At 66.4% G+C, this 23,792-nt stretch carries 21 protein-coding genes; 10 read left to right on the top strand and 11 right to left on the bottom strand.

Annotation, left to right across the window (positions count from 1 at the left end):
• The first annotated feature begins 27 nt into the window (after positions 1–27).
• Positions 28–1,287: a DUF4010 domain-containing protein gene (locus D3D02_RS03495; protein WP_121568597.1), complete on the top strand. Its 1,260-nt coding sequence runs from the start codon at positions 28–30 to the stop codon at positions 1,285–1,287.
• A gap of 12 nt (positions 1,288–1,299) precedes the next feature.
• Here the strand turns inward: D3D02_RS03495 and D3D02_RS03490 are convergent, their stop codons facing one another.
• Positions 1,300–2,067, bottom strand: coding sequence for an SIMPL domain-containing protein (locus D3D02_RS03490; protein ID WP_121568596.1), 768 nt, complete (start codon positions 2,065–2,067; stop codon positions 1,300–1,302).
• 122 nt (positions 2,068–2,189) lie between these two features.
• Positions 2,190–3,509: a TIGR00341 family protein gene (locus D3D02_RS03485; protein ID WP_199722997.1), complete on the bottom strand. Its 1,320-nt coding sequence runs from the start codon at positions 3,507–3,509 to the stop codon at positions 2,190–2,192.
• 291 nt (positions 3,510–3,800) lie between these two features.
• On the opposite strand from D3D02_RS03485, the gene D3D02_RS03480 reads away from it, so the two are divergent.
• The 3 genes from D3D02_RS03480 (at position 3,801) to D3D02_RS03470 (ending at position 6,963) form a co-directional block, all read left to right on the top strand.
• The gene (locus D3D02_RS03480) at positions 3,801–4,505 is read left to right on the top strand and encodes a rhomboid family intramembrane serine protease (RefSeq protein ID WP_121568595.1); all 705 of its coding nucleotides are present in this window, start codon (positions 3,801–3,803) and stop codon (positions 4,503–4,505) included.
• Between the two features lie 40 nt (positions 4,506–4,545).
• Complete coding sequence (locus tag D3D02_RS03475; protein WP_121568594.1) at positions 4,546–6,612, top strand: ATP-binding protein; 2,067 nt, start codon at positions 4,546–4,548, stop codon at positions 6,610–6,612.
• Positions 6,613–6,726: 114 nt separating this feature from the next.
• Positions 6,727–6,963 carry a hypothetical protein gene (locus D3D02_RS03470; protein WP_121568593.1) on the top strand — a complete coding sequence of 79 codons (237 nt, stop codon included), beginning with the start codon at positions 6,727–6,729 and terminating at the stop codon, positions 6,961–6,963.
• Positions 6,964–6,991: 28 nt separating this feature from the next.
• Here D3D02_RS03470 and D3D02_RS03465 read toward each other — a convergent pair whose 3' ends face one another.
• Positions 6,992–8,329, bottom strand: coding sequence for a ribonuclease catalytic domain-containing protein (locus D3D02_RS03465; RefSeq protein ID WP_121568592.1), 1,338 nt, complete (start codon positions 8,327–8,329; stop codon positions 6,992–6,994).
• A gap of 161 nt (positions 8,330–8,490) precedes the next feature.
• On the opposite strand from D3D02_RS03465, the gene D3D02_RS03460 reads away from it, so the two are divergent.
• From D3D02_RS03460 to D3D02_RS03445, 4 genes are all read left to right on the top strand, one after another.
• Complete coding sequence (locus D3D02_RS03460; protein WP_121568591.1) at positions 8,491–9,201, top strand: AzlC family ABC transporter permease; 711 nt, start codon at positions 8,491–8,493, stop codon at positions 9,199–9,201.
• The gene (locus D3D02_RS03455; protein ID WP_121568590.1) at positions 9,201–9,536 is read left to right on the top strand and encodes an AzlD domain-containing protein; all 336 of its coding nucleotides are present in this window, start codon (positions 9,201–9,203) and stop codon (positions 9,534–9,536) included. The genes D3D02_RS03460 and D3D02_RS03455 overlap by 1 nt, the downstream gene beginning before the upstream one ends.
• Positions 9,537–9,694: 158 nt before the next feature.
• Positions 9,695–11,677, top strand: coding sequence for a long-chain fatty acid--CoA ligase (locus D3D02_RS03450; protein ID WP_121568589.1), 1,983 nt, complete (start codon positions 9,695–9,697; stop codon positions 11,675–11,677).
• A 129-nt stretch (positions 11,678–11,806) separates the two neighbouring features.
• A complete protein-coding gene (locus D3D02_RS03445; RefSeq protein ID WP_121568588.1) occupies positions 11,807–13,675 on the top strand; it encodes a cation:proton antiporter in 1,869 nt (622 codons plus the stop codon).
• A 73-nt stretch (positions 13,676–13,748) separates the two neighbouring features.
• On the opposite strand, the gene D3D02_RS03440 is transcribed toward D3D02_RS03445, so the two are convergent.
• Complete coding sequence (locus D3D02_RS03440) at positions 13,749–14,882, bottom strand: thiolase family protein (RefSeq protein ID WP_121568587.1); 1,134 nt, start codon at positions 14,880–14,882, stop codon at positions 13,749–13,751.
• A gap of 202 nt (positions 14,883–15,084) precedes the next feature.
• On the opposite strand from D3D02_RS03440, the gene D3D02_RS03435 reads away from it, so the two are divergent.
• On the top strand, positions 15,085–16,458 hold the full coding sequence (locus D3D02_RS03435; protein WP_121568586.1) for an ATP-binding protein: 1,374 nt from the start codon (positions 15,085–15,087) through the stop codon (positions 16,456–16,458).
• 31 nt (positions 16,459–16,489) lie between these two features.
• On the opposite strand, the gene D3D02_RS03430 is transcribed toward D3D02_RS03435, so the two are convergent.
• The gene (locus D3D02_RS03430; protein ID WP_121568585.1) at positions 16,490–17,746 is read right to left on the bottom strand and encodes a PQQ-binding-like beta-propeller repeat protein; all 1,257 of its coding nucleotides are present in this window, start codon (positions 17,744–17,746) and stop codon (positions 16,490–16,492) included.
• A 101-nt stretch (positions 17,747–17,847) separates the two neighbouring features.
• Here D3D02_RS03430 and D3D02_RS03425 point away from each other — a divergent pair, with 101 nt between their 5' ends.
• The gene (locus tag D3D02_RS03425) at positions 17,848–18,672 is read left to right on the top strand and encodes an MBL fold metallo-hydrolase (protein ID WP_121568584.1); all 825 of its coding nucleotides are present in this window, start codon (positions 17,848–17,850) and stop codon (positions 18,670–18,672) included.
• Between the two features lie 49 nt (positions 18,673–18,721).
• Here the strand turns inward: D3D02_RS03425 and D3D02_RS03420 are convergent, their stop codons facing one another.
• The 6 genes from D3D02_RS03420 to D3D02_RS03395 all read right to left on the bottom strand — a co-directional run bounded on the left by D3D02_RS03420 (position 18,722) and on the right by D3D02_RS03395 (position 23,716).
• Positions 18,722–19,246: a TQO small subunit DoxD gene (locus tag D3D02_RS03420; protein ID WP_121568583.1), complete on the bottom strand. Its 525-nt coding sequence runs from the start codon at positions 19,244–19,246 to the stop codon at positions 18,722–18,724.
• Between the two features lie 98 nt (positions 19,247–19,344).
• Positions 19,345–20,325: a DUF5787 family protein gene (locus D3D02_RS03415; protein WP_121568582.1), complete on the bottom strand. Its 981-nt coding sequence runs from the start codon at positions 20,323–20,325 to the stop codon at positions 19,345–19,347.
• 177 nt (positions 20,326–20,502) lie between these two features.
• Positions 20,503–20,835, bottom strand: a complete 333-nt coding sequence (locus D3D02_RS03410; protein ID WP_121568581.1) for a NifU family protein — start codon at positions 20,833–20,835, stop codon at positions 20,503–20,505.
• Between the two features lie 114 nt (positions 20,836–20,949).
• Positions 20,950–21,918, bottom strand: coding sequence for an ROK family protein (locus D3D02_RS03405; protein WP_121568580.1), 969 nt, complete (start codon positions 21,916–21,918; stop codon positions 20,950–20,952).
• A gap of 121 nt (positions 21,919–22,039) precedes the next feature.
• Positions 22,040–22,420 (bottom strand): DUF5611 family protein, encoded by a 381-nt coding sequence (locus tag D3D02_RS03400; protein ID WP_121568579.1) that lies wholly within the window; start codon positions 22,418–22,420, stop codon positions 22,040–22,042.
• A gap of 69 nt (positions 22,421–22,489) precedes the next feature.
• Positions 22,490–23,716, bottom strand: coding sequence for a hypothetical protein (locus D3D02_RS03395; protein ID WP_121568578.1), 1,227 nt, complete (start codon positions 23,714–23,716; stop codon positions 22,490–22,492).
• Positions 23,717–23,792: the final 76 nt, after the last annotated feature.

Genomic DNA, 23,792 nt, shown 5'->3' with positions numbered 1-23,792 from the left:
ACTGACAGGTCCGAGTACGTGTGACTGATGTTTGATCCGCTTACTGCTCCCTTTGTCGACGTCCTCTGGCGTCTCCTGGTCGCGCTCGGCCTCGGCGCACTCGTCGGCCTCGAACGCGAACAGAGCGAATCCGGCGGCAAGTTCGCGGGGAGTCGAACGTTCCCGCTGTTTGCACTCTATGGGGCGCTCGTCTTCATTTTCTTCCGCAGTGCTTTCCCGGTCGCACTCGGTCTCCTCATCGTCCCGCTCACCGTCGCATACGTCGCGAAGGTCTGGTACGAGGGGGACATCGGGCTGACAACCCTCGTTGCGGCGTTGCTCACGACGCTTCTGGGGGCGATGACGATGCACTCCGACCGCGGTGCGACGCTCGCGGTCGTCGTCGGCGGGGTCGTCACGATCCTCCTCTCGGTGAAAGAACCCATCCACACGTTCGCCGACCAGATCGAGGAACACGAACGGCGAGCGTCGGCGAAGTTCATCCTCGTCGCGTTAGTCGTTCTCCCGGCGCTCCCCGACCGATCGATGGACGTACTTTACGGCCTCAATCCGCGGTTCGTCTGGCTGATGGTCGTCTTCGTCAGCGGCCTCGGGTTCGTCGCGTATCTGCTCGGTCGCTTCTTGGGGCCGGAGCGTGGCATCGCACTCACCGGCGTCATCGGCGGATTCGTCTCCTCGACGGCGACGACGGTCTCGATGGCGGGCAAGACGGCCGAAAACGAGACGCTATACCGCATCTGTGGCTTTGCGGTCGTCACCGCGTCGGTCGTGATGTTCCCGCGGGCTCTCGTCGAGGTGTCCGTCGTCAACCCTCAGTTGCTCCCGAGCGTCGCGCTACCCCTGGGAGTGATGACGGCCGTCGGGGCCGTCTCGGCAGCGTTCCTCTACTGGTGGACGGCCACCACCGAGACCGTCGAGGTCGACGAACTCAAGAATCCGTTTCGACTGCAACCGGCGCTCGTTTTCGGCGCCGTCTTCGCGGTCGTGCTTCTCGTTTCTGAGTCCGCCAACGAGTGGTTGGGCGCGTCCGGCGTGTACGCGACGGCGTTTTTCTCCGGACTCGCCGACGTCGACGCAATGACGATTACCCTGAGCCGACTCGCTGCCAAAGGCACCGTCTCGACCGAGGTCGCGACGACGGGAATCGTCATTGCGGCGATCGCCAACACGTTCGTCAAGGCGGTGCTCGCGCTGTTTCTCGGCACGTACCGATTGGGACGACTCGTCGCAGTCGTTCTCGGTGTCGTCGTTCTCAGCGGCGTGGCGGTTCTCTTTCTGATCGCCTGACCTCGACGTGACTTACGCAGCGGTGTACGTCACGTCGACTCGCGCCGTGACAGTGACCGAGCCGGCGTCGAACTGTGTCGGCGCGCCACCTGCGTCGGCAGCGGTCTCACGCACTGCGTAGACGGGGCCGTAGTCACCGCCGGTCGACGCGGACTGGACGCCCGTCACGGTGAGATTGGCTGCGGCGGCAATCGCGTCGGCGTCGGTCCGTGCGGCGTTCATCGCCCGTTCGAGTGCCCGCTCGCGGAGCTCGGCGCGTGTCTCCGCACTGAGCGTGAACTGCACGCCGTAGACCTCGCTGGCGCCGTTGCCGATGGCAGTGTCGACGACAGTCCCGGCAGCGTCGGGCGTCGTTTCGATCCGGTACGCGTGGACGGCCTCGTAGCCGGCCACGTCGCGCTCACCGGTCTTGCGGTCAACGTCCGCGTAGTAGGGCTGGAGTCGGTAGGACGCGGTCGTCACCGACTCGTCGTCGACCCCGGCGTCGCGGAGCGCGTCGCGCATCTGCGTCGCGTTCTCGGCGACTGCGCTACGGGCCGCCTCGGCCGTGTCGGCGCGAGCGGTGACCGCGACTGTCACCACTGCTCGATCGGCGTCCGCCGACACCTCTCCGGTGCCGGTCGTCGAAATCGTTCGTGTCGCTTCTCCCGCCGCTGTGCCGTCTGCTGCGCCTCCGGTCGGTGCCGCGTCGGTCGTCGTAGACTGGAGGGGTCCGCTACACCCGGCGAGGAGGACGAGCGCTGCAACGAGGACTGCTGTGAATCCGATTCGACGGTTCATACACACCCGTTCGTTCGCTCGGCTATTGAACGCGCGCTTGGCGCAAGGAACTCTTTGAGCCTTTCGCGCTGACTTTGGCGTATCTTACTCAGAGGGCACCCGAGGTTCCGTGACAGAGTTGGCTACGCCGTCGCGCGATCGACGCCGACGTAGCGGATCTCGACGCGGATCTCCTCGTGGCCGAACGGCCCGATCGGATCCGGAGCGAGCGCCGAAACGCGGTCGCGTATCGCCGTGGCGACCGGCGGCGGCGACGCTGACGGTGGGTGGCCGACTGTCACGACGATCGTCTGCGGCGTCTGGAGCGGAAAGCCCCCGTAGGTCACTTCGAGATCTAACAGCATCGCTTCCGGCGGCAGTTCGGCTTCGATCGCCGCTGTCGCGTCTTTCTCGAAGTCGTTCGTCCGATAGGAGCTGTAGGTGAAGGCGCCGAGCATCCCCGTGAGAAGTAAGAGGACTACCGCGAGCACCGCGATCCGCTGTATCGTCGTCGATCGGGCCTCCTCCTCGCGGAACCAGAGCTTCGGGCGGTAACCCAACCGCCAGAGCACGACGAGCGCGACGAGGTTGATCGCGAGGATGTTCACGAGCACGAGGACCGCAGACCCGACGACTGACTGCGGCTCGCCCCACGCGATGCCGATGCCGACGACTGCCGTCGGCGGGACCAGAGCGGCGGCGATCATCACGCCCACGAGTGCCGAGGAGACGCCCGAGGCGAGCGAGACCGCACCCGCAGCGCCCGCGCCGAGCGCGATCACGAGCGAGAGGACGTCGGGCGCGAGACGCTCTCTGACCTCACCGATCGCGAACACCTCCGCGGCCGTGAGCGGCACCACGTTCGTCACCCGCAACAACGCGGCGAAGAGCGCCGCGGCGGCGATCGCGAGGCCGCCGCCGAGTGCCTGGAGCTTGACGCCGCGGATCGCGAGGTCGCGGTCGTCGACGACGGTGCCGACGCTCGCGGCCATCGCTGGGCCGATCAGCGGTGCGATGACCATCGAGCCGACGACGACGGCGGGCGAGTCGAGGAGTAAGCCGGCCGTCGCGACCACGGCACTGACGGCAGTCATCAGCACGTACGGTCGGACCGTCGGTGCCATCTCGTCCGCTCGCGCGACGAGTTCCTCGCGGGCGATCCGGTCACCGTTTCCGTTCTCTTCTTCTTCTGCCTCGTAGCGTTCTTCGAGCGCCTCGAACCGATCGGACACGACGGTCTCGGCCTGGACGACGACGGTGTAGGCGTCCCGCTCGATACCGACGCCCCGCAGTTGGTCCAACACTGGTTCGACGGCCGCCGTCGGGAGCGGGAACGTGACGACGGCGGTGTAATCGCGGCCGCTGGTCTCGTCGGAAACGGCGTAATCGACGTCCTCGCCGTCGAGAACGTCGAGTACGGCCTCTCGCTTTCCGGTCGGGACCATCACCTGGACGAGTCGCACGTCCGAGCCTCACGCTGGGACGACAAGAATCCGACGGGTCGACTGGTGAGTGCGGACGACCGTACACTGGGGCGAACAGCCGACACGCCGCTCCTCGACCGGATTCGGTGGGGGTGGGTTGCGCTACCGCCGGTCGACGGCTCCCGCGCCGGTGTGTCGGACGACCGCGACTCGGCGCGGGGCGAACACTACGTCACGGCGAGGCTGGCCGCGCCCTCGTATAAAAATCTGCGCGAGCGACCTGCGCGCTCGCCCAAGCACTCATAGCGGTTCGGGTTCGACGTACAGACGATGCGGCGCGTCTCGGTGACGAATCTGCTTACCCCCTTCGCCAACGGGGTGCGGCCGGTCCTCGCCCAACACCGTTCGCTATCCGCTCCGATCACGGACTTCCTCACGGTGGCGGTGTGCGCAGTCTATGCGCTCCAGGCCTTCCAGACCGTCCTGTGGGACGCGCCGTCGGTGTTCGTCACCACAAACTACGTGTATCTCCGCACGCCGTGGCTCGCCTGGCCGTTGTCGCCGTTACTCCACGGTGGATTAGCGCACGTCGTCCCCAACGTCCTCACGCTGTTCGTGTTCGGGCGGATCGCGGAGGTACACCTCTCGAAGATCCGATTCGCCTCGATGGCACTCCTGGCGGCGGCTGGCTCGATTGCGGCGCTGGCCGGCTGGGGGATCGCCTTCGGATCGGACCCGAACGTCGCCGTCTACGGTATCAGCGGCGTCGTCTTCGCTGCCGCCGGGTTCGCCTTAGTGCACGTCCCACAGCACGGGCGAGTGACCGACCTCGAACTCCTGGCGCTTTTGTTCGGTGTCTGTGCCGCCGGACTCGTCGGCATCGAGGTTTTCACAGCCGTACTCCTCCGATCACCCGCGAGCATCAACGTCGGCCACGCAGCGGGCCTCCTCGTCGGCGTCGGGACGGCCGCCGTCAGCCAGGAGTGTGGAGACGCCCGCCAGCAGGCTTCGACCGCTGAAACCCGTCAGCGGTGAATCAGTACATTCAATTCTCCGGATCCAATGCTGGGAGGTAGTGAAGATCAAGCGCGCGTTCTTGCTCTCGATACTGATCGTCGGGATCATCCTCTCGGGAGCCGTCTTTGTCGGGTTTCAGCAGTACAAAGACACCCTGTACGCGCACGAGGAGATGGAGGTCCAGCGATCGGCCGAACACGTCAGCTCGGAGCTCCAAAAGCAGTTCACGGCGCTGGAGCGGACTGTCTCTGTCGCGGCCGCGAATTCGGCTATCGGAGACCACGGGAGCACCGCCCAACAGCAGGCCTTAGCGAGGTTCGTGAATCGGTCGGGATTCTCGGGCGCGTCAGTCATCGCAGCCAACGGGACGATGACGAACATCGTCTCCGACGTCTCTCCGGAGACCCGTCGGGAACTCGTCGGATCGGAGTTCGGCGACCGCGAGTACTTCCAGCGCGCAATGAACGGAACGACGTACGTCAGCGACCCAGTCGAAGCCGAATCCGGCAACCACATCATCACGGTCAGTGCGCCGATCTACCGTGACGGCCGCGTCGTCGGCACGCTGAACGCCGTGTTTCACCTCTCGGAAGACGAGTTCTTCTCCCGGTTCGCGTCGACGCTCGACGGCGAGGAGTGCTTGCGGCTCTACTCACGGGACGGGACGCGAATCTTTGCCAGCGGGTCGCCGACGAGCACGGACTTCGTTCACAACGTAACCGTCTCGGAGACGGGCTGGACGGTCAGCGTGCGCGAGGACCGCTCGGAAGTGGAGTCGACGATCCAGATGGTGACGTTCGTGCAGATCGGATCGCTCCTGGCGGTTCTCAGCATCCTCTTCGGGTTCGGGTGGTGGATCTACCGGCAGAGTATCCAGCAACTCACGCGCCTGCTGGGCGGCTTTCAGGCCCTCGAAGACGAGCAGTACGGCACCACGGTCGACCTCGACGACACCGACGAGTGGCAGCACGTCGAGCACGGATTCAACCAGCTCAGCAACGCGCTCGCCCAGTCGCGCGCCGAGCGCCGGGAGCGCGAGCGCGAACTCAGACGCGAACGCGACCGTTTCGAGGCGCTGTTCGAAGGCGTCCCGGAGCCGATCGTCACCGTCGAACTCACCGACGGCGGAGCGATCCTCTGCGACGTCAACGAGGCGTTCGAGACGACGTTCGGCTACGACGCCGAGGCGGCGATCGGCGCAGACATCAACGACCTCATCGTTCCACCCCATCAGGAGGCCGCAACGGAGGCTGAACTGCTCGACGAGAAGGCAGCCGACGGCCAGCGCTTGACGCGCGAAGTGCGGCGTAGGGGCCGCGACGGCGTCCGGGACTTTCTCTTCCGGTCGGCCCCGATCGAACACGACGGCGACGTCACGCACCAGTTCGGCGTGTACATCGACATCACCGACCGCAACGAGTACGAACAGCGCCTGCGCGAGCAACGCGACAACCTCGATACCCTGAATCAGGTGGTCCGCCACGACATCCGAAACGACCTCCAGTTGGTGACCGCCTACGCGGACTTGCTCTTGGAACTCCGCGAAGCGGAACTCGAGGACGCGGAGACGAACGAAGAGCGCGAGTACATCCAGAAGATCCGCGAAAGTTCCGCTCACGCGGTCGAACTCACCCAGACCGCGCGGGATATGGCAGAGGTGATGCTTACGGACGAGAGCGAGCGTCGGCCGGTGAGCCTCCGCGCCGCACTCGAAAGCGAACTCAGCAATCTCACATCCGAGACCGACGCCGTCGTCACTACCGAGGGGCAGATTCCGGAGGTGCGGGTGCTGGCAAACGGCATTCTCGGCTCGGTGTTCCGGAATCTCCTGACGAACGCCGTTCAGCACAACGACAAGGAGGTGCCCGAGGTGACCGTCTCGGCGACCGTCGACGACGACGCCGAGGTGGTGCAGGTCCGCGTCGCGGACAACGGGCGGGGCGTGCCCGAATCACAGAAGGAAGCCATCTTCGGCAAGGGCGAGAAAGGTCTCGAGAGCAGCGGTACGGGCCTCGGTCTGTATCTCGTCCAGACGCTGGTCGACACCTACGGCGGCGACGTCTGGGTCGAAGACAACGACCCGGAGGGTGCGGTCTTCGTCGTCGAACTGCCGGCCGCCGAGTAACGAGGGCGGTCTCGAAGCCGTCTCACCCCGGGTCGCCCGCGTCGCGGAGTTTTTTGCCTTCCGGCCCCGCCGCGAGGAGTAGAATTATGAAGGATCACCTCGTTCGTGGGGACGATGGAGGACAGCGAGTACGACGACCTCACTTCGTCGCTGACGCCGCACGAGTCGGCGGGCGGGGTGACGACGTATCGGAACACTGTGAGTATCGCCTGTCCCGCGTGCGGTGACCCGTTCGACGATCTGGTCATCTGCGAGGACGAGTACAACAGCCTCGAACTCAGTATGCTGCTCGATCTCTGCGTAACGACACACGAGGACGAAGTTCTCCTCTTTACGCACAAAAAGCAGTAAGCGGCCCGGCCGCGCGGTCGCGAGGCGCTTACTCGTCCCGCAGATCGATCCGCTCGGGCGGAAGCCCTTCTTCGTTGACCACGTTCCCGTCGTCGTCGACAGTGACCACGCCGCGGTTGTTGACGGCGTGTGGGTCCAGATGCACCTCTTCGAGGAACTGTTTGTAGAGCCGTTCGGCCGTCTCGCCGTCCTTCTGGCGTTCGGACGCGCGGTCGCACAGTTCGACTAAGTCCTCGGGGACGTCGTTCTCGTGGACGATCCAGTGGTTGATGAGGTCCGACAGTCGCCGGATGGGCGAGGTGAAGTGCCCGTAGATGTCGAAGTTGAGCGCGTAGTGACCGCCGAAGGGATCGTTCATATACTTCGCGCGCGGCATCACCTTCAGCACCGCCCGCTGGATCTTGTTGAGCGCTCGCGAATCGGAGTTCTCCAGGGCGTCGTTGACGGCCTTTCGGGGGTCGTCCCAGGAGGCACCGGAGATATTCACGCCGTCGAGTTCGGTGATTTCGCGGAGCGCCTCGTCCCACTGGTCGGGGGTCGGCTGGGGGTGGACGCGGTACATCGCCTCGACGCCGCGGTTCCACATCAGTTCGTGCGTGACGGCCTTGTTGGCCTTTAGCATACACTCCTCGATGATCGTGTGCGCGCGGTCGCGGCTCGGATTCAAGACGAGCGAGCCGTCCTCCTTCCGCTGTTCGTGGAGTTGATCGGCGAGTTCGTAGACGAGCGCGTTCTCCCCGTGGAGCGGCGCCTCGGGGTCGTCGAGGCGATTTTCACACTGCGTGTAGGTCAGCCGCTCGTTGGAGTGGATGACGGACTTGTAGATGTCGACCTCCTCGAAGGAGAGCGTCTCTTTGTTGATCTCCATCTCGACTGTGTGTGCGAGACGGTCTTCCTCGGGGACCAGAGAACAGACCGTCTCCGCGAGGACCGGCGGGAGCATATGGATCGTGTAGCCGGGGAGATAGACCGTGTTCCCACGCTCGACGGCTTCGTTCCACATCTCGGACTCCGGGTGGACGTAGTGGGTCACGTCGGCGATGTGGACCCACAGCGTGTACGTCTCCTCGTTCTCGCGGATGCTGAGGGCGTCGTCGAAGTCCTGAGCGTCGATGGGGTCCGTCGTCCAGGTCGTCAGATCGCGGAGGTCCTTGCGCTCGTCGAGTTCGTCTTCGATCTCGTCTTGGATGCCTTCGGTGCGCGAGCGCGCCTCCGAGAGCACCGGCGACGGGAACTGATCGCGGATTCCGAACTCCTCGAAGAGTTCCGCTCGCTTTTCTTCCAACTGCCGGGCGACGTCGATAGAGATTTCGACGGGGCCTTGCCCCTCGGCCGTCCCGGCCTGTGACTGCGCGTCGTTCGACATACCGCTTCTTACTGGGGAGAGGTAGTTAGTGGTGTCGCACGTGAGTCCCCAGCGAGTCGAGGACGGCGAGCGCCGGGATCGCCCGGAGCGGCGAAACGGTACCGGTTTAATCGCCCCGCTCGGAGCACTCTGTCGTGTCCCGCGTACCGCTCCCCGCAGAGATGCGCCGCGGCGTCCGCGATGCAGCGCCGATTCTGATCGGGATCGCCCCGTTCGGGCTCGTCGCGGGCGCGGCCGCCATCGACGCCGGACTGACGCCGCTGCAGGCCGTCGGGCTGTCGGTCGTCGTCTTCGCGGGGGCCTCACAACTGGCCGCTATCGACTTGCTGGGGAGCAACGCCGAACTGCTGGTCGTCGTCGTCACGGGCCTCGTGATCAACCTCCGGATGGTGATGTACTCCGCGTCGATCGCGCCCCACTTCCGGCCGCTCCGAACCTGGTGGAAGTCGCTCTGTTCGTACGTGCTCACCGATCAGGCGTACGCGCTCTCGATCGCGCGCTATACGGACCGCGACCTCGACTCCACCGAGCGGCGAGACTACTACCTCGGCGTCGCGGTGTCGCTGTGGGTCGTCTGGCAGTGTTGTACCGTCCTGGGCATCGTCGTCGGCGCGCGCGTCCCCGACTCGTGGGGGCTGGAGTTCGCCGTCCCGCTGGTGTTCTTGAGCCTCCTCGTCCCCGCCGTCACCACGCGACCGAAACTCGTCGCGGCGCTCGTCGGCGGCAGCGTCGCCGTCGCCGGCGACGTCTTCGGCGTGCCGTTCAACCTCGGCCTCATCGCCGGTGGCCTGGCGGGCGTCGTCGCCGGCGTGATCGCGGACGAGCGACTGGCGACGGCGAGCCGTGACACCGACGACGGGGGTGCTCACTGATGCCGACCGACTACGGCCCGCTCTCTGTCTGGGGCGTCGTCGTCGCGCTCGGCCTCGCAACGTTCGGCATCCGCGCGTCGTTCATCTACCTGTTCGGTCGGATCGACGACGTCCCAGAGCGGGTGACCGGTGCGCTTCGCTTCGTTCCGCCCGCGGTCTTCGCCGCGCTCGCCGTCCCGTCGTTCGTCGCGCCCGGTGGCGCGGTCGCAGTCGTCGGCAACGAGCGACTGCTCGCGGGCATCGTCGCGGGCGCGGTCGCGTGGTACGTCGACGACGTCTTCGCGACGATATTCGCCGGAATGGCGGCGCTGTGGCTGCTCCGGTTCGGTCTTTGAGTCGCGGGGGTCGCGGAATCTGTCCCCCGCACAACCGCACCAGAGGGACCCGGCCCCGACGCGTAAACGCGAGACCCGCCTGCAGGCGTTCAACCACGAACAACGGACTGCGTCCGGAACGGCTGTACCTTTAATTCGCCCGGGTGTGTCGTACCGCTATGAATTGGCGGGAGGCGGAAGCGGCGTTCGACGACGACGTCCTCGGCGAGACGACGCTGGCACGGATGTTCGACGAGAGCGCGGCCCGGAACGCGGACGCCGTCGCCCAACGGTACAAAGGCGGCGTCTACGACCGCTCGCTCGTCACAAACGGCGTCGTATCCGCCGCACCAGACGGCGACTACGCCGGAGTGACGTACGCGGAGATGCGCGAGATGGTCCGCGGACTCGCCGCTGGCTTCCGCTCGCTCGGCGTCGACGCCGGCGACCGTGTCGGTATCTTCTCTGGTACGCGGATGGAGTGGGCACAGACCGACTTCGCGCTGCTCTCGGCGGGCGCCGTCGTCACGACCGTTTACACCTCCTCCTCGCAGTCACAGGTGCAGTATCTCCTCTCCGATCCCGGCGCGAGCGGCGTCGTCGTCGAGAACGCCGAGTTGCTCTCGCGGGTCCTCACCGTCGAAGACGACCTCGATCTGGGGTTCGTCGTCGTCGTCGACGAGATCCCGGACGGAAGCGGGATGGCCGGCGCCGTCCGCGACCGCGACGACATCTACACGCTCGCAGAGGTCTACGACCGCGGGACCGAGGCCTTCGACGAGACTGCCTACGAATCGTGGCTGGACGAACGCAACCCCGGAGACCTCGCCTCGCTGATTTACACGTCGGGGACGACCGGCCAACCGAAAGGCGTCGAACTCACACACCACAACTTCCGGTCGAACGTCAATCAGTGCTACCGGCGGTTTGGCCCGCGACCGGACAAGACAGGCGGCGTGATCTCCGCGGGATCGACGACGCTCTCGTTTCTCCCGCTCGCGCACGTCTTCGAGCGTCTCGCCGGGCACTTCCTGATGTTCGCCGCGGGCGCGACCGTCGCCTACGCCGAGAGCCCCGACACGCTCCGGGAGGACTTCCAGCTGGTCCGGCCGACGGTCGGCACGAGTGTCCCGCGGGTCTACGAGAAGCTCTACGACGCGATCCGCTCGCAGGCGGCCGAGTCACCGGTCAAACGCCGGATCTTCGAGTGGGCGGTCGACGTAGGGCAGGCGTACCACGCGGCCGACGATCCGGGGGCGGTGCTGTCGGCCAAACACCGCCTCGCGGACCGCCTCGTCTTCGAGCAGGTTCGCGAGGCGCTCGGCGGGCGCGTCGACTTCTTCATCAGCGGCGGCGGGAGCCTCTCACCGGAGCTGTGTCGGCTGTATCACGCGATGGGCCTGCCGATCCTCGAAGGCTACGGCCTCACCGAGACCGCCCCCGTCGTCGCCGTCAACCCACCTGAAGAGCCGAAAGTGGGAACGATCGGCCCGCCGCTTCCGGACGTCGAGGTCGACCTCGATCAGAGCATCGTCGGCGATCAGTCCGGCGCCGCCGGCGGCGACGTGGGTGAACTGCTCGTCCGGGGACCGAACGTTTCCGACGGCTACTGGAACCGCCCTGACGACACTGCCGCGGCGTTCTCCGACGACGGGTGGTTCCGCACCGGCGACATCGTCGAACTGCGGCCGGACGGGTACATCACCTTCCGCGAGCGAGCGAAGCAGATCCTCGTGCTCTCGACGGGCAAGAACGTCGCCCCGGGACCGATCGAGGACGCCTTCGCCGCGAGCCCCGTCGTCGAACAGTGTCTCGTCGTCGGCGACGGCCGGAAGTTCGTCTCCGCGCTCGTCGTCCCCAACTTCGAGGGCATCCGAGAGTGGGCCGACAGCGAGGGCGTCGACCTTCCCGCAGACCGGGCCGAGATCGCCCGCGACGACCGCGTCCGCGAGCGGATCCAACGCGAGATCGACGCCGCCAACGAGAACTTCGAGTCCTACGAGCAGATCAAGCGCTTCCGTATCCTCTCCGAGGAGTTCTCCGAGGAGAACGACCTGTTGACGCCGACGATGAAGAAAAAGCGCCGGAACATCCTGGCTCAGTACGGCGATCAGGTCGAGATGCTCTACGACCCCGACGCGGATACGACGATCTCGAAGTAGAACCGGACATTCGTCCACCAATTATACGAGCAAATTTCGTATTCACTACCTAGTGACGGTCGAAAACCGGCCGGAATGTGTGGATTTATACCCTTCGGGGGATCAAAACGGAGGTATGGAGGTGTCCTAGTGGCGACCGCAGGCGGGGCGAATCTCATCCCCATCGTAGCCGCGATCATCGGGATCGGCGTCATTTCACAGATCCTCTCGGATCGCTTTCGCATCCCGAGCGTCGTCTTTCTGATCGCGTCCGGAATCCTCCTCGGCCCGGAAGTGCTCGGCGTCGTCGGACCGGACTCCTTCGGCAACGCGCTGAGTGCGATCGTCGGCCTCTCGGTCGCGATCATCGTCTTCGAGGGGGCGTTTCACCTCCGCATCCAGAAGCTCCGGGAGGCGCCGGCAGCGACACTCAAGCTGATCACGCTCGGGGCCGCCATCGCTCTCGTCGGGACTGCCGTCGCCGTCCACGTCCTGCTGGCCGCCTCGTGGTCCCTCTCGTTCCTGATCGGTGCCTTACTCGTCGCGACCGGGCCGACGGTCATCACGCCGATTCTGGAAGTCGTCCCCGCACGCGACCGCGTCGAGGCCGCCTTAGAGACCGAGGGGATCGTCAACGACGTGACCGCGGCGATCCTCGCGGTCGTCATCTTCGAGGCGATCATCTCCGGCGTCACGGAACCGATGGCGCTCCTGACGCTCTTCGCCGAGCGCCTGGGCGTCGGCGTCGTCATCGGCGGCATCGTCGCGGCCGTGCTTCTCTATGCGCTCCGGTACGTCGACCTTTCGCCGGGGAACGCACCGCAGAACGCCCGCCTCCTCACTCTCGCGGGCGCGCTCGTCGCCTACGGAGCCGCAGACACCATCGCGACGGAGGCGGGGATCGCCGCCGTCGCCACCGCGGGTATTCTGATGGGCAACGCCGACATCCCGTACGAAGAGGAGATTTCGGCGTTCAAAGGCGACGTGACGCTGCTCGTCCTCTCGTTCGTCTTCATCGCGCTGGCGGCGCTGTTGCAGTTCGACATCCTGCGGACGATCGGCCCCCCCGGCCTCCTCGTCGCCGCCGTCGTCGCACTCGTGTTGCGCCCGGCGCTCGTGTTCCTCTCGGCGCGCGGCGATCGCTTCAGCACCGGCGAGAAGTGGTTTATGAGCCTCGTCGGTCCTCGGGGGATCATTCCGGCCTCGGTCGCGACGCTTTTCGCGATCGAACTCCGGAACGCGGGCCTCGACGAGGCGGCGAACACACTCGTCGGCACGGTCTTTCTCGTCATCCTCGTCACCGTCGTTCTCGAAGGCGGATTCGCCCGACAGATAGCTGAATACCTCGACATCATCCCAATGCGCGTACTCATCATCGGAGGCGGGAAGGTGGGCCGAACGCTCGCCGAACGCCTCGAAGGCCGCGGAGAGAACGTAGTGCTCATCGAACAGGACCAAGAAACGGTCGAAACCGCTCGGAACGCCGGCTTCACCGTCCACCACGGCGACGGCACCGACACTGACGTCCTCCGGTCGGCCGGCGCGGAGAACGCGCGGATCGTCGTCGGTGCGACCGGCAACGACGACGTGAATCTGCTCGTCTCACAGCTCGCCAGCTCGAAGTTCGACCCCGAGACGATCCTCGCGCGGGTGAACAACCCCGACAACGCCGAAGCGTTCGAGGAACTCGGCGTCCGCACGATCTCGGCGACGCTGGCGACGGCGCAGGCGATGGACAACTACATCGAGCGGCCGTCGATGATGGACTGGATGGGCGAGATCGGTCGCTCCGGCGACGTCCAGGAGATCGAAGTCACGTCCGAGGAGATCGTCGGCCGCACGATCCGCGAGGTCGGCCCCGAACTTCCGGACGACTCGCTCATCGTCCTCGTTCAGCGCGAGGGCGAGACCCGCGTCCCCGACGCGGACTTGACGCTCCAGCAGGGCGACCGGATCACGATCATCGGTGGCCGCGAGGAGGTCCGAGAGGCGATCCAGTACGTCCACCCCGACAAGTAGCGCGCGTCTGTCTCCCGCACTTCGATTCAGCGCCGGTACCGCCACCGACACTCGCATTGCGTCGGTGTCGACGCTACCGCAGGAACTCGATCGCCTCGCCCTGTCCGAACCCGACGCAGAGCGTCGCGAGCCCGCGGTCGACGTCGCGCTTTTGCATCTCGTGGATGAGTGTCACGGGTAGTCGCGCGCCGGACGCGCCGAGCGGGTGGCCGATCGCGATCGCGCCGCCGTTGACGTTGTACCGCTCGCTCTCGACGCCGAGTTCCCGCCGGGCGTAGACGCACTGGCTGGCGAACGCCTCGTTGAGTTCGACGAGACCGTAGTCGTCGATGTCGGTGCCGGCGCGTTCGAGCAGCGCGCGCGTCGCCGGCACCGGGCCGATTCCCATCACTGTCGGATCGACCCCGGCGACGGCGTTGGTGCCGACCTCTGCGAGGACGTCGAGGCCGTGTTCCTCGGCAAACGACTCGGAGGTGACGAGCACGGCGGCCGCGCCGTCCGTCACCTGCGAGGAGTTGCCGGCGGTGACGGTGCCGTCGCCGGTGAACGCCGGCGAGAGCTCCGAGAGCACCTCACGGGAGGTGTCGGGGCGGATTCCCTCGTCTTCGGTGACGGTCCCGTCGTCGGTCTCGACGGGGACGATTTCGTCGTCGAAGCGCCCCGATTCGGTCGCGTCGGCGGCCCGCTGGTGTGAGCGGAGGGCGTACTCGTCTTGCGCCTCGCGGGAGACCTCGTACTCGTCTGCGACCTTCTCGGCGGTCATCCCCATCTGGAGCTGGAAGACGTTGTACTCCTCCGTGAGATCGGGGTGGAGGTGCTGATAGGAGTCGCCGTCCATCGGCACGCGGCTCATACTCTCGACGCCCCCGGCGACGATGCACTCGCGGTTGCCCGCGGCGATGGCGTCGGAGGCGGAGACGATCGCCTGCATCGAGGAGGCGCACCAGCGGTTGATCGACGTCGCAGGTACGTTCTCTCCCAGCTCCGAGAGGAGGGCGATGACGCGGGCGAGGTTGTTGTCCTGCTCGCCGCGCTGCTGGGCGACGCCCCACATCAGGTCGTCGACGTCGTCGCGTTCCACTCCGGTCTCCGCTAGGATGTGGTCGATCAGCGTGACCGAGAGGTCCTCACTGCGGACGTCCGCGAAGACGCCACCGGCCTTTCCGAACGGCGTGCGGTACGCAGCGGCGATGACTGGCGTTGGCATAGCATACGATGACACCCCCGTCGGGATAAAAGGGTACGAACGCGCAGGACTGCACACAGAGTTGTACGGGCGTGCAGTTCTTCGACGGGCGTACAATCTTCTCTGTACGCAGCGCCGCGGTCACGCTGTCGAGCCCGTTGTCGGTTCTTCTCCCACCGTCGTTTCGACGCGCTTATGCGCGTGAGTGGGTAACGTCTTCGGGATGAGTAACCGGGCTCTCGAAGTGGTCGAGTTCCTCCTCACGGCACATCTCTACACCGAAGACCGTGACCTCGACGAGAACGATCTCCCGCCGCGGTACCGCCGAGTTTTCTGGACGGATCCGTCCGACGAGGACGGCGATGACGACGACGAAGAATCGAACGTCGTCGGTATCGAGCGGCCGCTCGTCGTCACCAACAGCGTCGCGCGAAAGGCGACCGGGGTCGAACACCCCTGGGAAGCGGTCTCGGATCTGCTCTTTACCCAGCGCGAGGAGTTCTCCGGCCGCATCTCGCTGACGCAACCCGAGATGGCGATCGAGTGGTTCCTCGACCGGGCCGACCGCGAGCGACTGGCGACGAATCCGACGATCGCGGCCGCCGTCGAGGGCCACGACGGCGTGGACGTGACCCACGCGGAAGCGCGCGAGCAGACCCGTCCGATCCAGGCCGACCGCGTCTGGATCGACAGCCTCCTCGACGAGTATTTCGACGAGGAGGAAGACGCCGAGATGCTCGATCTCGTGCACGTCCGCGCGCCCGAGGAGATCGAGATGACGCTCGACGACCTCGTGTTGACCACCGACCAGGAGGGAGAGATACAGAAGCTGATGCAGGCGATCGAACACCGCGAGTACCTCGCCGAGATCGGTCTCCGCGAGATCGGGAAGATCCTCTTCGTCGGGCCGCCGGGGACGGGGAAAACGACCGTCTCACGCGCCCTCGCGCACGAACTCGGTCTGCCGTTCGTCGAGGTCAAGCTCTCGATGATCACGAGTCAGTACCTCGGCGAGACGGCGAAGAACGTCGAGAAGACCTTCGAGGTCGCAAAGCGGCTCTCGCCGTGTATCCTCTTTATCGACGAGTTCGACTCCGTCGCGAAGACGCGCCGCTCCGACGAGCACGCGGCGCTGAAGCGCGCGGTCAACACCCTCCTGAAAAGCATCGACGACATCTCGCTGATCCGCGACGAGGTGATCCTCATCGGCGCGACCAACCACCCCGACCAGCTCGACGCGGCGGCGTGGCGGCGCTTCGACGAGATTGTCAACTTCCCGAAACCCGACAGCGGGATGCGGGCGGACATCCTCCGCATCATCACAAAGCGGATGGACATCGCCGAGTTCGATCCCGATGCGGTGGCCGAGCGGACCGAAGGGCTCACCGGATCCGACCTCCGGATGGTGCTCCGGGAGGCCGTCCTGGAGGCGTTGACCGAGGAACGGACGACGCTCACCCAGGAAGACATCGTCGAAGCCGTCGAGGACTTCGAGGAGCGGGATAACCTGAAGAATATGGATATGATGTCGGACGGCGAACAGCTCGTCGCGGGCGACGGCGACGGGCACGCACACGACCACGCGCACGATCACTGACCGACGCCGTCGGTCGATTCGTTTTCACCAGTCACCTGTCGTCTGTTTCGAGAACGAGCAGCCCGAACGGTCCCGCGACGAACGCGCGGCCGGCCGCGACCACGGGCGAGGCGTACGCGGTCGCGTGGACTGAATCCTCACGCCACCGGAGACGCTCGGGGCCGAGCAACCCACCGGCGTCCCGCCGGAACGCGCGGACGCCGCTCCCAGCGACGAGGACGTCCTCGTCGGTCACGACGGGCGCGGCCGTCCCTTCGCTCGGCACGTGTGCCTGCCAGTTCGTGTCACCTGTCTCTCCGTCGAGTTCGTGGAGGTCGCCCGCGATCACGTAGACATCGCTCCCGCCGACCGCAACTGGGGCGCGGCTCTGGAGGTCGCGTCGCCAGCGCACCTCGCCCGCACGGTCGACCGCGACCGTCTCCTGCCACCCGGTCTGGATCACGCCGGACTCGTCCGCGACGGCGGCGGCGTACGGCGTATCGACCGGCACGCGCCAGCGCTCCTCGCCGCCGTCGCGACCGAGTTTCACGAGCGCGTTTCGATCCGGGACGTAGACGCCTTCGTCGGTCACGGCGGGCGGGATCTGCGTCGCGGTCGAGTCGCCGAGGTTGTACTCGTCGTAGACGAGTCGATCGAGCGAGCGCCGCCAGCGCTCGGTGCCGTCGGGTGCGAGCCTGACACACGCGGTTGCACTCCGGACGTAGACCTCGCCGTCGGCGACGGTGACGCCGTACGTCCGCTCGTCGCCGACGCGGTAGGAACCGATGACGTCGCCCTCGGCCGTCGAGAGGACGGTGACCGACGCTCGCTCCGTTCTGGTGTCGCCTCCCTGCTCGGCGTCGTCTGCCCGCCCCACGTCCCGCGTTGGGACGTACAGCCGTCCGCGTTCGGGGTCGAGAGCGGGCGCGCCGGACACCTCGCGGTCGAGGTCTCGCGTCCACTCGTCTCGCCCGTCGATTCCGATCGCGACGACGCGCCGCTCCGCGGCGAAGTACACGATCCCATCGTGAACGACCGGGGGTGCGTACGGCCAGTCGGCCGGAACTAACGGCGCGTGCTCGTCGGGTGCCGGCGCGGCGCCCGCGACGCGGTTTGTGTTGCCGGGGTCGTTCCCGTACACGAGCCAGTCGCCGTCGTGAAATCCCGTCCGCTCGTCGTCGCCGGTCAGCGCGCTGCAACCGGCCAGAGATGTTACAGAGCCGGTTCCCGCGAGTGCGAGAAACCGTCGGCGGGAGGTCACAGAGTGCGAGCGGGCCGCTTCGCTGTGAGGCGCATCCGTGGGGACCATACTGCCCCGATTCAGTCACCGGCGAAAAGTGCTTTCCGCTCCCGCGAATCCGCCGCGGTGGGCCAACAATATATCACTCACCGGTCCCCTACCTCCGAGCGATGCGGGTCACTCTCCTCGGGACGGGCGATACGACCGGGACGCCGACAGTCGACTGCGAGTGCGACACCTGCGCGGAGGCGCGCCGTCGCGGCGTCGAGCGCACGCGCTTCTCTGTGCACGTCGAGAACGAGCGTACCGGCGCGTCGCTGCTCGTGGACTTCAGCCCCGACTTCCGCCACCAGTTCTTGACCCAGGGTGTCTCGCTGCCGGACGCGGGGATCGTCACCCACATCCACTTCGATCATCTCGACGGCCTCGGCAACGCCTACCGCCTGTTCGACGATCTCCCCGTCTACGCCGCCGACGAGACCGATCCCGCAACGGGCGAGAGCGTCGCAGAGACTGTCAGCAGCAAGTACGACTACTTGGACCGGGTGACCGTCCACTCGCAGACGCCGCTGGAACCGTTCGAGGTCTGCGGGCTGGAGGTGACGCTCGTCCCCGTCGAACACCCGCCGCTTCTGTGCTACGGGCTGGCGATCGAGGACCCCGAGACGGGAGCGAAACTGTCGCTGTCGGGCGATACGAACTACGCGGTCCCCGAGAAATCCCGCGAGGTGCTCGACGATCCCGATCTGTTCCTCGCCGATGCGATCGTCCCGGCGTCGCTGTGCAAGCATCACCCGCTCGGGGGCGACCACCACGACGCCGCCGGCGTCCCGCGGACCTTCGGCTCGAAGCATATGACCCGAGAGGGCGCGCTGGACCTCGCTGCCGACCTGTCGGCGACGGAGACCCGCCTCGTCCACACGGCGCACTTTTACCCCGTCGAGGAGGCGTTCGAGGAACCGCTCGCGGTCGACGGCGAGACCTACGACCTCTGAACCTCACAGCAAAAGGAGCGTGTGGTGGCTGCCGCGACGTGCCACGTCGCTACCCGAGCAGGTACTTCGCTGCCCGGGTGTTTCCGAGGTCGGCCTTCTCGATGACCGCGTCGAGGCCGAGGACCCGTCCGGCACCGAGGACGCCCAGCGTGGCGAACAGCAGCAGGCCCATCAGGTCGCCGTTGACCAGGCCGTGGCTCCAAGCGGCGTTCCCGAGGTAGAAGAACACCATCAGGAAGGCCCCGAAGAAGCTCGCCAGTCTGACGAGCGCGCCGACGACGAGGCCGAGTCCGATGAGCGTCTCACCCAGCGGGATCATCAGGTTCGTGAACTCCAGCAGCCACGGCGTCTGGCCGACCCAGACGAGAAAGCCCTGGATCGGGCTTCCGCCGGTCGCGTTGAGGAGCCACCCCTGCGCGTCGAACGGCTCGGCGGCGAGGTACTTGGTCACCCCCGCGTGGAGGAACCAGTACCCGGTCACCACGCGCAGCACGGCGACCCAGTAGCCTGCGAGCGTCCCCTGCAGGTCGAAGTCGACGACGTTTCCAACGGTCGTCTGAGTGGATGTGGCCATCGTCTGTCACCTCACATCTGCACCTTTCCCCGGCAAGATTGTATAAACAAAAGCCGATTCTCAGTATCTAAAAAACAAATCACCCGATACCGAGTCAGTTATTGGAACCTGTCGAGCCCGGCCTGACGACGGCGGACGCCGGGCGGGTTCTCGACCCAGGGCGTCCGCGCGTCTCGGAGCGCGTCGGCGTCGATCTCGGGAGCGACAGCGGGATCGTAGGCGTCGCAGTCGGTACCACACGCCCGACTCGGATCGACGACGCGATCGAACTGCGTACAATAGGGGCGGCCGTCGTCGGTCACTTCGGCGTGGGCACACGCCGGGGCGTCGTAGGTGCGCCACCCCTTCCCGTAGGCTCGCTCGGCCACGCGCCGCCGGCTACGGGCCTTCGCGTCGACGCCGACGACCTCGATCTCGGTTTCGAGCGGGCGTTCCTCGGCGAGTTCGACGCCGGGCGCGTTCGTCGGCAGCGGCGTGGGCTCGCGGATCACGTCTCGGCTCTGCGTCTCCGGATCGAAGCGCCAGACGCCCACTTCGGTCGGGATCCGGTTCAGGTGCGCCCGCGTGACGTGGCTCTCGGTCGCCAGGATCACCGAATCGAACAGCCCGAGCGAGACGTCGGTGCGGAGCTGTCGGCCGAGCGCCCCGGGGTCACCGAGGTCGGGTTTGTTCTCGACGCCGACGAGGCGGTCGAACCAGTCGTCGGGATACCGGGTCGTCTGCCGGACGTACTCGCGGGTCTTGCGCCGCTCCGTCTCGAAGAACCCGACCTCTACGGCAGCGTCGACAGCGGCGTCGTGGAGCCGATCAGACTCGCGGACGGCGCGGTGTCGGGCGATCGCCTCGCCGACGCCGACGTCGCTCTCGACGGCGCGGACCGGAATCGTCTCCGCTGTGATTCTCGTCCGGTCGTCGAACGCCGGTCCGGGAACGACGCCGACGACGTCCATAATCCGCCGACCCGAACGTTCGACGGCCGCGCCGAGTTGCCGACTCAGTACCCACTCGGTCGCCGCTTCGAGATGTGTACAGAGTGCGAGTTCGAAGGCGAACTCCTGGGGCGCGTCGACGTCGAACACGCCCGTACGTTGGACTCGGCGGACAAAAGCACCTCGTCGGGTGCCGAGTTATGTCTCGGCCGTTACCGCTGGGGTCGATCAGACAGCCAGCAGCGTCATACTGTCGGACAGAACCGTGTGAGGATCATCGGCACCTCGTGGGGGCCAACATCATTCACGAACTGCTGTCCGACCGTATCAGAAGTGTCCGGGGTCTTCGGTGCCGTACTGCAGTTCGCCGCCGCGGCCGCCCTCGACCGTGCTGCTGCCGTGGTCGCCGGCGCTGGGAACCTTCACTCGCACGTCTTGGACTTCCTCGAAGTCCATTATCAGGTCTGCTTTGATGTTGTCGGCGGTGATGTTCGAGATGCCGCAGCCGGCGCACGCGCCGCCCAACTCGACGACGACTTCGCCGGTGTCGGGGTCGGCTTTCCGAACCACGCTCTCGCCGCCGTGCATCTGGATGATCGGCATCTGTCCGGCCATCCAGGTCTCGATGCGCCGCCGGAGAGAGTCCTCTGTGTCGCTCATTACCACCCTTTGGCGCTCGATGCTTTGGTAGCTTGCGGTTGCGCTCGCGCTCTTCTGGCGTCGAGAAAAGTGTGTCACGGTCTTCCACGACCGATCGGAAGGCAAAACGAAGCGCTACAGCCGAGCGCGGTCGCCCGTCCCGTCGGTCATCGCGCTCGCCACTGCACCCATCACGACGACCTCGTCGCCGAGCGTCGTCAGCTCGATCTCCGGGATGTTCGACATCACCATCTCGTCCATCCGTTCGCGGATCGGATCCAGCGTCAGTTCCGGGTTGTTGAGCGCGACGGCGCCGCCGACGTAAATGATGAGCGGGGCGTACGCGTGGACGATGTTCGCGACGCCCATCGCGTTCCAGTGCGCCAGTTGATCGACGACGTACGTGGCGAACTCGTCGTTGCCGGCGTGTTCGAAGACGTCGACCGCCGAGAAGTCGGGATCGTCGATCGGTAGCGCCGTGTCGACGCTGTCCTCCCTGTAGAGAAACTCGGCGTAGCGCGGAATGTTGTTCCCCGAGCAGTACGCCTCCCAGTGGCCGTCGTGGCCGCAGCCGCAGGTGAGGTGTCCCTGCGGGTCGAGCGTCATATGGCCGACCTCGCCCGCGTTCCCGTCCCATCCCGAGAGGACGTTGCCGTCGACACAGACGCCCGCGCCGATCCCCGAGGAGATGGTGAGATACACCATGTCGTCGGGGTTGCGCTCGGAGTGGAAGCGCTCGCCGATGACGCCGGCGTTCGTGTCGTTGTGGAGGTACACCCGCTCGGTGTCCAAAAGTACGGAGAGCGGCCCAGTCAGGGGGATGCGATCGATGGTGTCCGGCAGGTTCGCCGGGTTCTCGACGGCACCCTCGGCGAGGTCGAGCGGGCCGATCGCGCCGATGCCCGCCGCCGTCGCCGCTTCGGGATCGATTCCGGCGTCGTCGCACGCCTCTCGAACGACCCGAAGTACGGCTTCGGTGACGATGATACCGGTCGGCGCGTGCGGCGTGTCGTCGTCGCTGTTTCCGATGACCGTGCCGTCATCGTCGGCGACGACCGCACGGACGTTGGTCGCCCCGAGGTCGACGCCCACGTAGTAGGCCATTGTGGTGATACGGGTGAGCCCCGCACTTAACTCAGCGGGTTCACCGCCCCGGTGACGACCGTTCACCAGTCGCTCTCGGCGTCAGTGAGCGCTCGAAATCGAGGAGGATACGTCTGTAGTGTCAGTAGTCGGGGGCGTCGTCTTCGACGGCGCGCTTCATCGAGTCGCGGCGCGACTTCGCGTCCCGACCGGTGGCTTCCAGCAGGAAGTCGTTCTTCGCGTCGACGGCGTCGCCGGCGGCTTCCAGATCGTCGGGCGATAGTTCGGCGGGGTCACGCTCTTCGAATTCGACGCCGAGGCGATCCTTCTTCCCGCTGTAGGATACAGCACCGGCGACAATGCGTTTGAAGACCGGATTATCGGGCTCCTCGACGACGTAGAGGTCGCTGCCCTTGTACTCCATCGTGTCCGTGATCGGACCGAAGTACTCCTCGACAGTCGTCTCCATATCCGGGATGCGTTCCTCCAGCGTCTCCCCGCGACGCATCTTGTACTCCTTCATAGACCGTGCTTCGGCAGGTGGTGGTTTACCTGTTTCGTCCCCGCGCCGTGACGGCCGGTCGAAACGACCTTACCGCTCGCGCTCGGCGATGTAGCCCTTCTTGCACTCGGGGCAGATGTCCCCCGCGCGCATCGAGGACGCGCCCGCGGTTCGGGAGTGCCCGCAGTTCGGACAGTAGAACTCGACCTGTTCGTCCGGGACGTCGGATTCGAGCGTCGTCGACTCCCGCGCGCGAGCGAAGCCGTCCTCGCCGGGGTCGGCGCTCGCGGGCTCTGTGCGCTGTTGCTGGCTCGCGACGGCCCCGTGTCCCTCTTCGGCGGCGATCCCGTCGATCGTCTCTGCACCGTCGCTTTCTGCGGCCGCCGCGTGTCCGTTCACCTCCGGCGTCAGTCCGTTTCCGCCGAGGTCTACGTCGGCGTCGTTCCCGGTGGTCGCCGCGTAGCCCTCGTCGTCGCCCTCGTGTTCGGGCCAGGCGTCGGCGCCGTCGTCGCGTTCGGGCCACTCGCCGTGACCGCGTTCGTCGCTGTCCGCTGGCTCGCTCTGCTCTGCGTCGCCGTCGATGATCTCCGCATCGTTCGTCACCTCCTCTTCCTCGACGGGGTCGTCCTCGACCGGTTCGCCCTGCTCGGCGGCGGCGGACTGCTGTGCCGCCCGACTCGGGTCCGTCTCCGTCTCCTCGGGCCACTGCGTCTCGTCGCGCTCGGTTTCCGCGTCGTCGAGAATGACCGCGTCGTCGGCGTCGGGGTCGGCTTCGACGTCGTCCCACTCGTCGCTGCCGGTCTCCCAGCCGTCGGATGTGCCGTCTGTCTCGGCTGCGTTCCCGCCCTCGGCGACGGCGTCAGCCTCGCTCTCGACGCCGATTCCGTGAGCGTCCGCCTCGGCCTCGTCGATCTGATTCATCGGACTGTCGGCGTCCTGGTCGGCGGACGCGGCGGCCGCCTCTCCGGGCTGGTCCGCGTCGGCCCCGTCGACGGGAGACGTCGCGGCCGCCGTCGACGGCGCCCCCTCGCCGGTCGCTGGCGCGTCCGTCCCGGATGCGTCCGCTGCCGGCGCGCCCGTACTGCCGGTCGCGGCCTGATCGCTCTCTGTGGGCTCCGGCTCGTCGAGGCCGACGTCCTCGGGCGAGCGGATCGCCGTCACCTCCTTGTTCTGACTGACGACCTGTTCGTCTCCACACCGCTCACAGACCTGCACCTCGCGGATCGTGACGACGACCTCGTCCCCCTGTTCCTCCCGATCGCGTTCGACCTCGGGTTCCCCGTACGCGTGCCCGAGAAGACGGCACTTGAGTCCCATTACCCGCCTTTCCGGCATTGAGCGTCAAAAGTGTACCTCCTGCGTCAGACGGACGGCAGACGGAACGCGGGCGACC

The organism is Halobellus sp. Atlit-38R, from assembly GCF_003665925.1.
Lineage (GTDB): Archaea > Halobacteriota > Halobacteria > Halobacteriales > Haloferacaceae > Haloquadratum > Haloquadratum inordinatus.
Note: the sequence above shows the minus strand (reverse complement) of the source record. Positions and strands in the feature narration are given on the sequence as shown.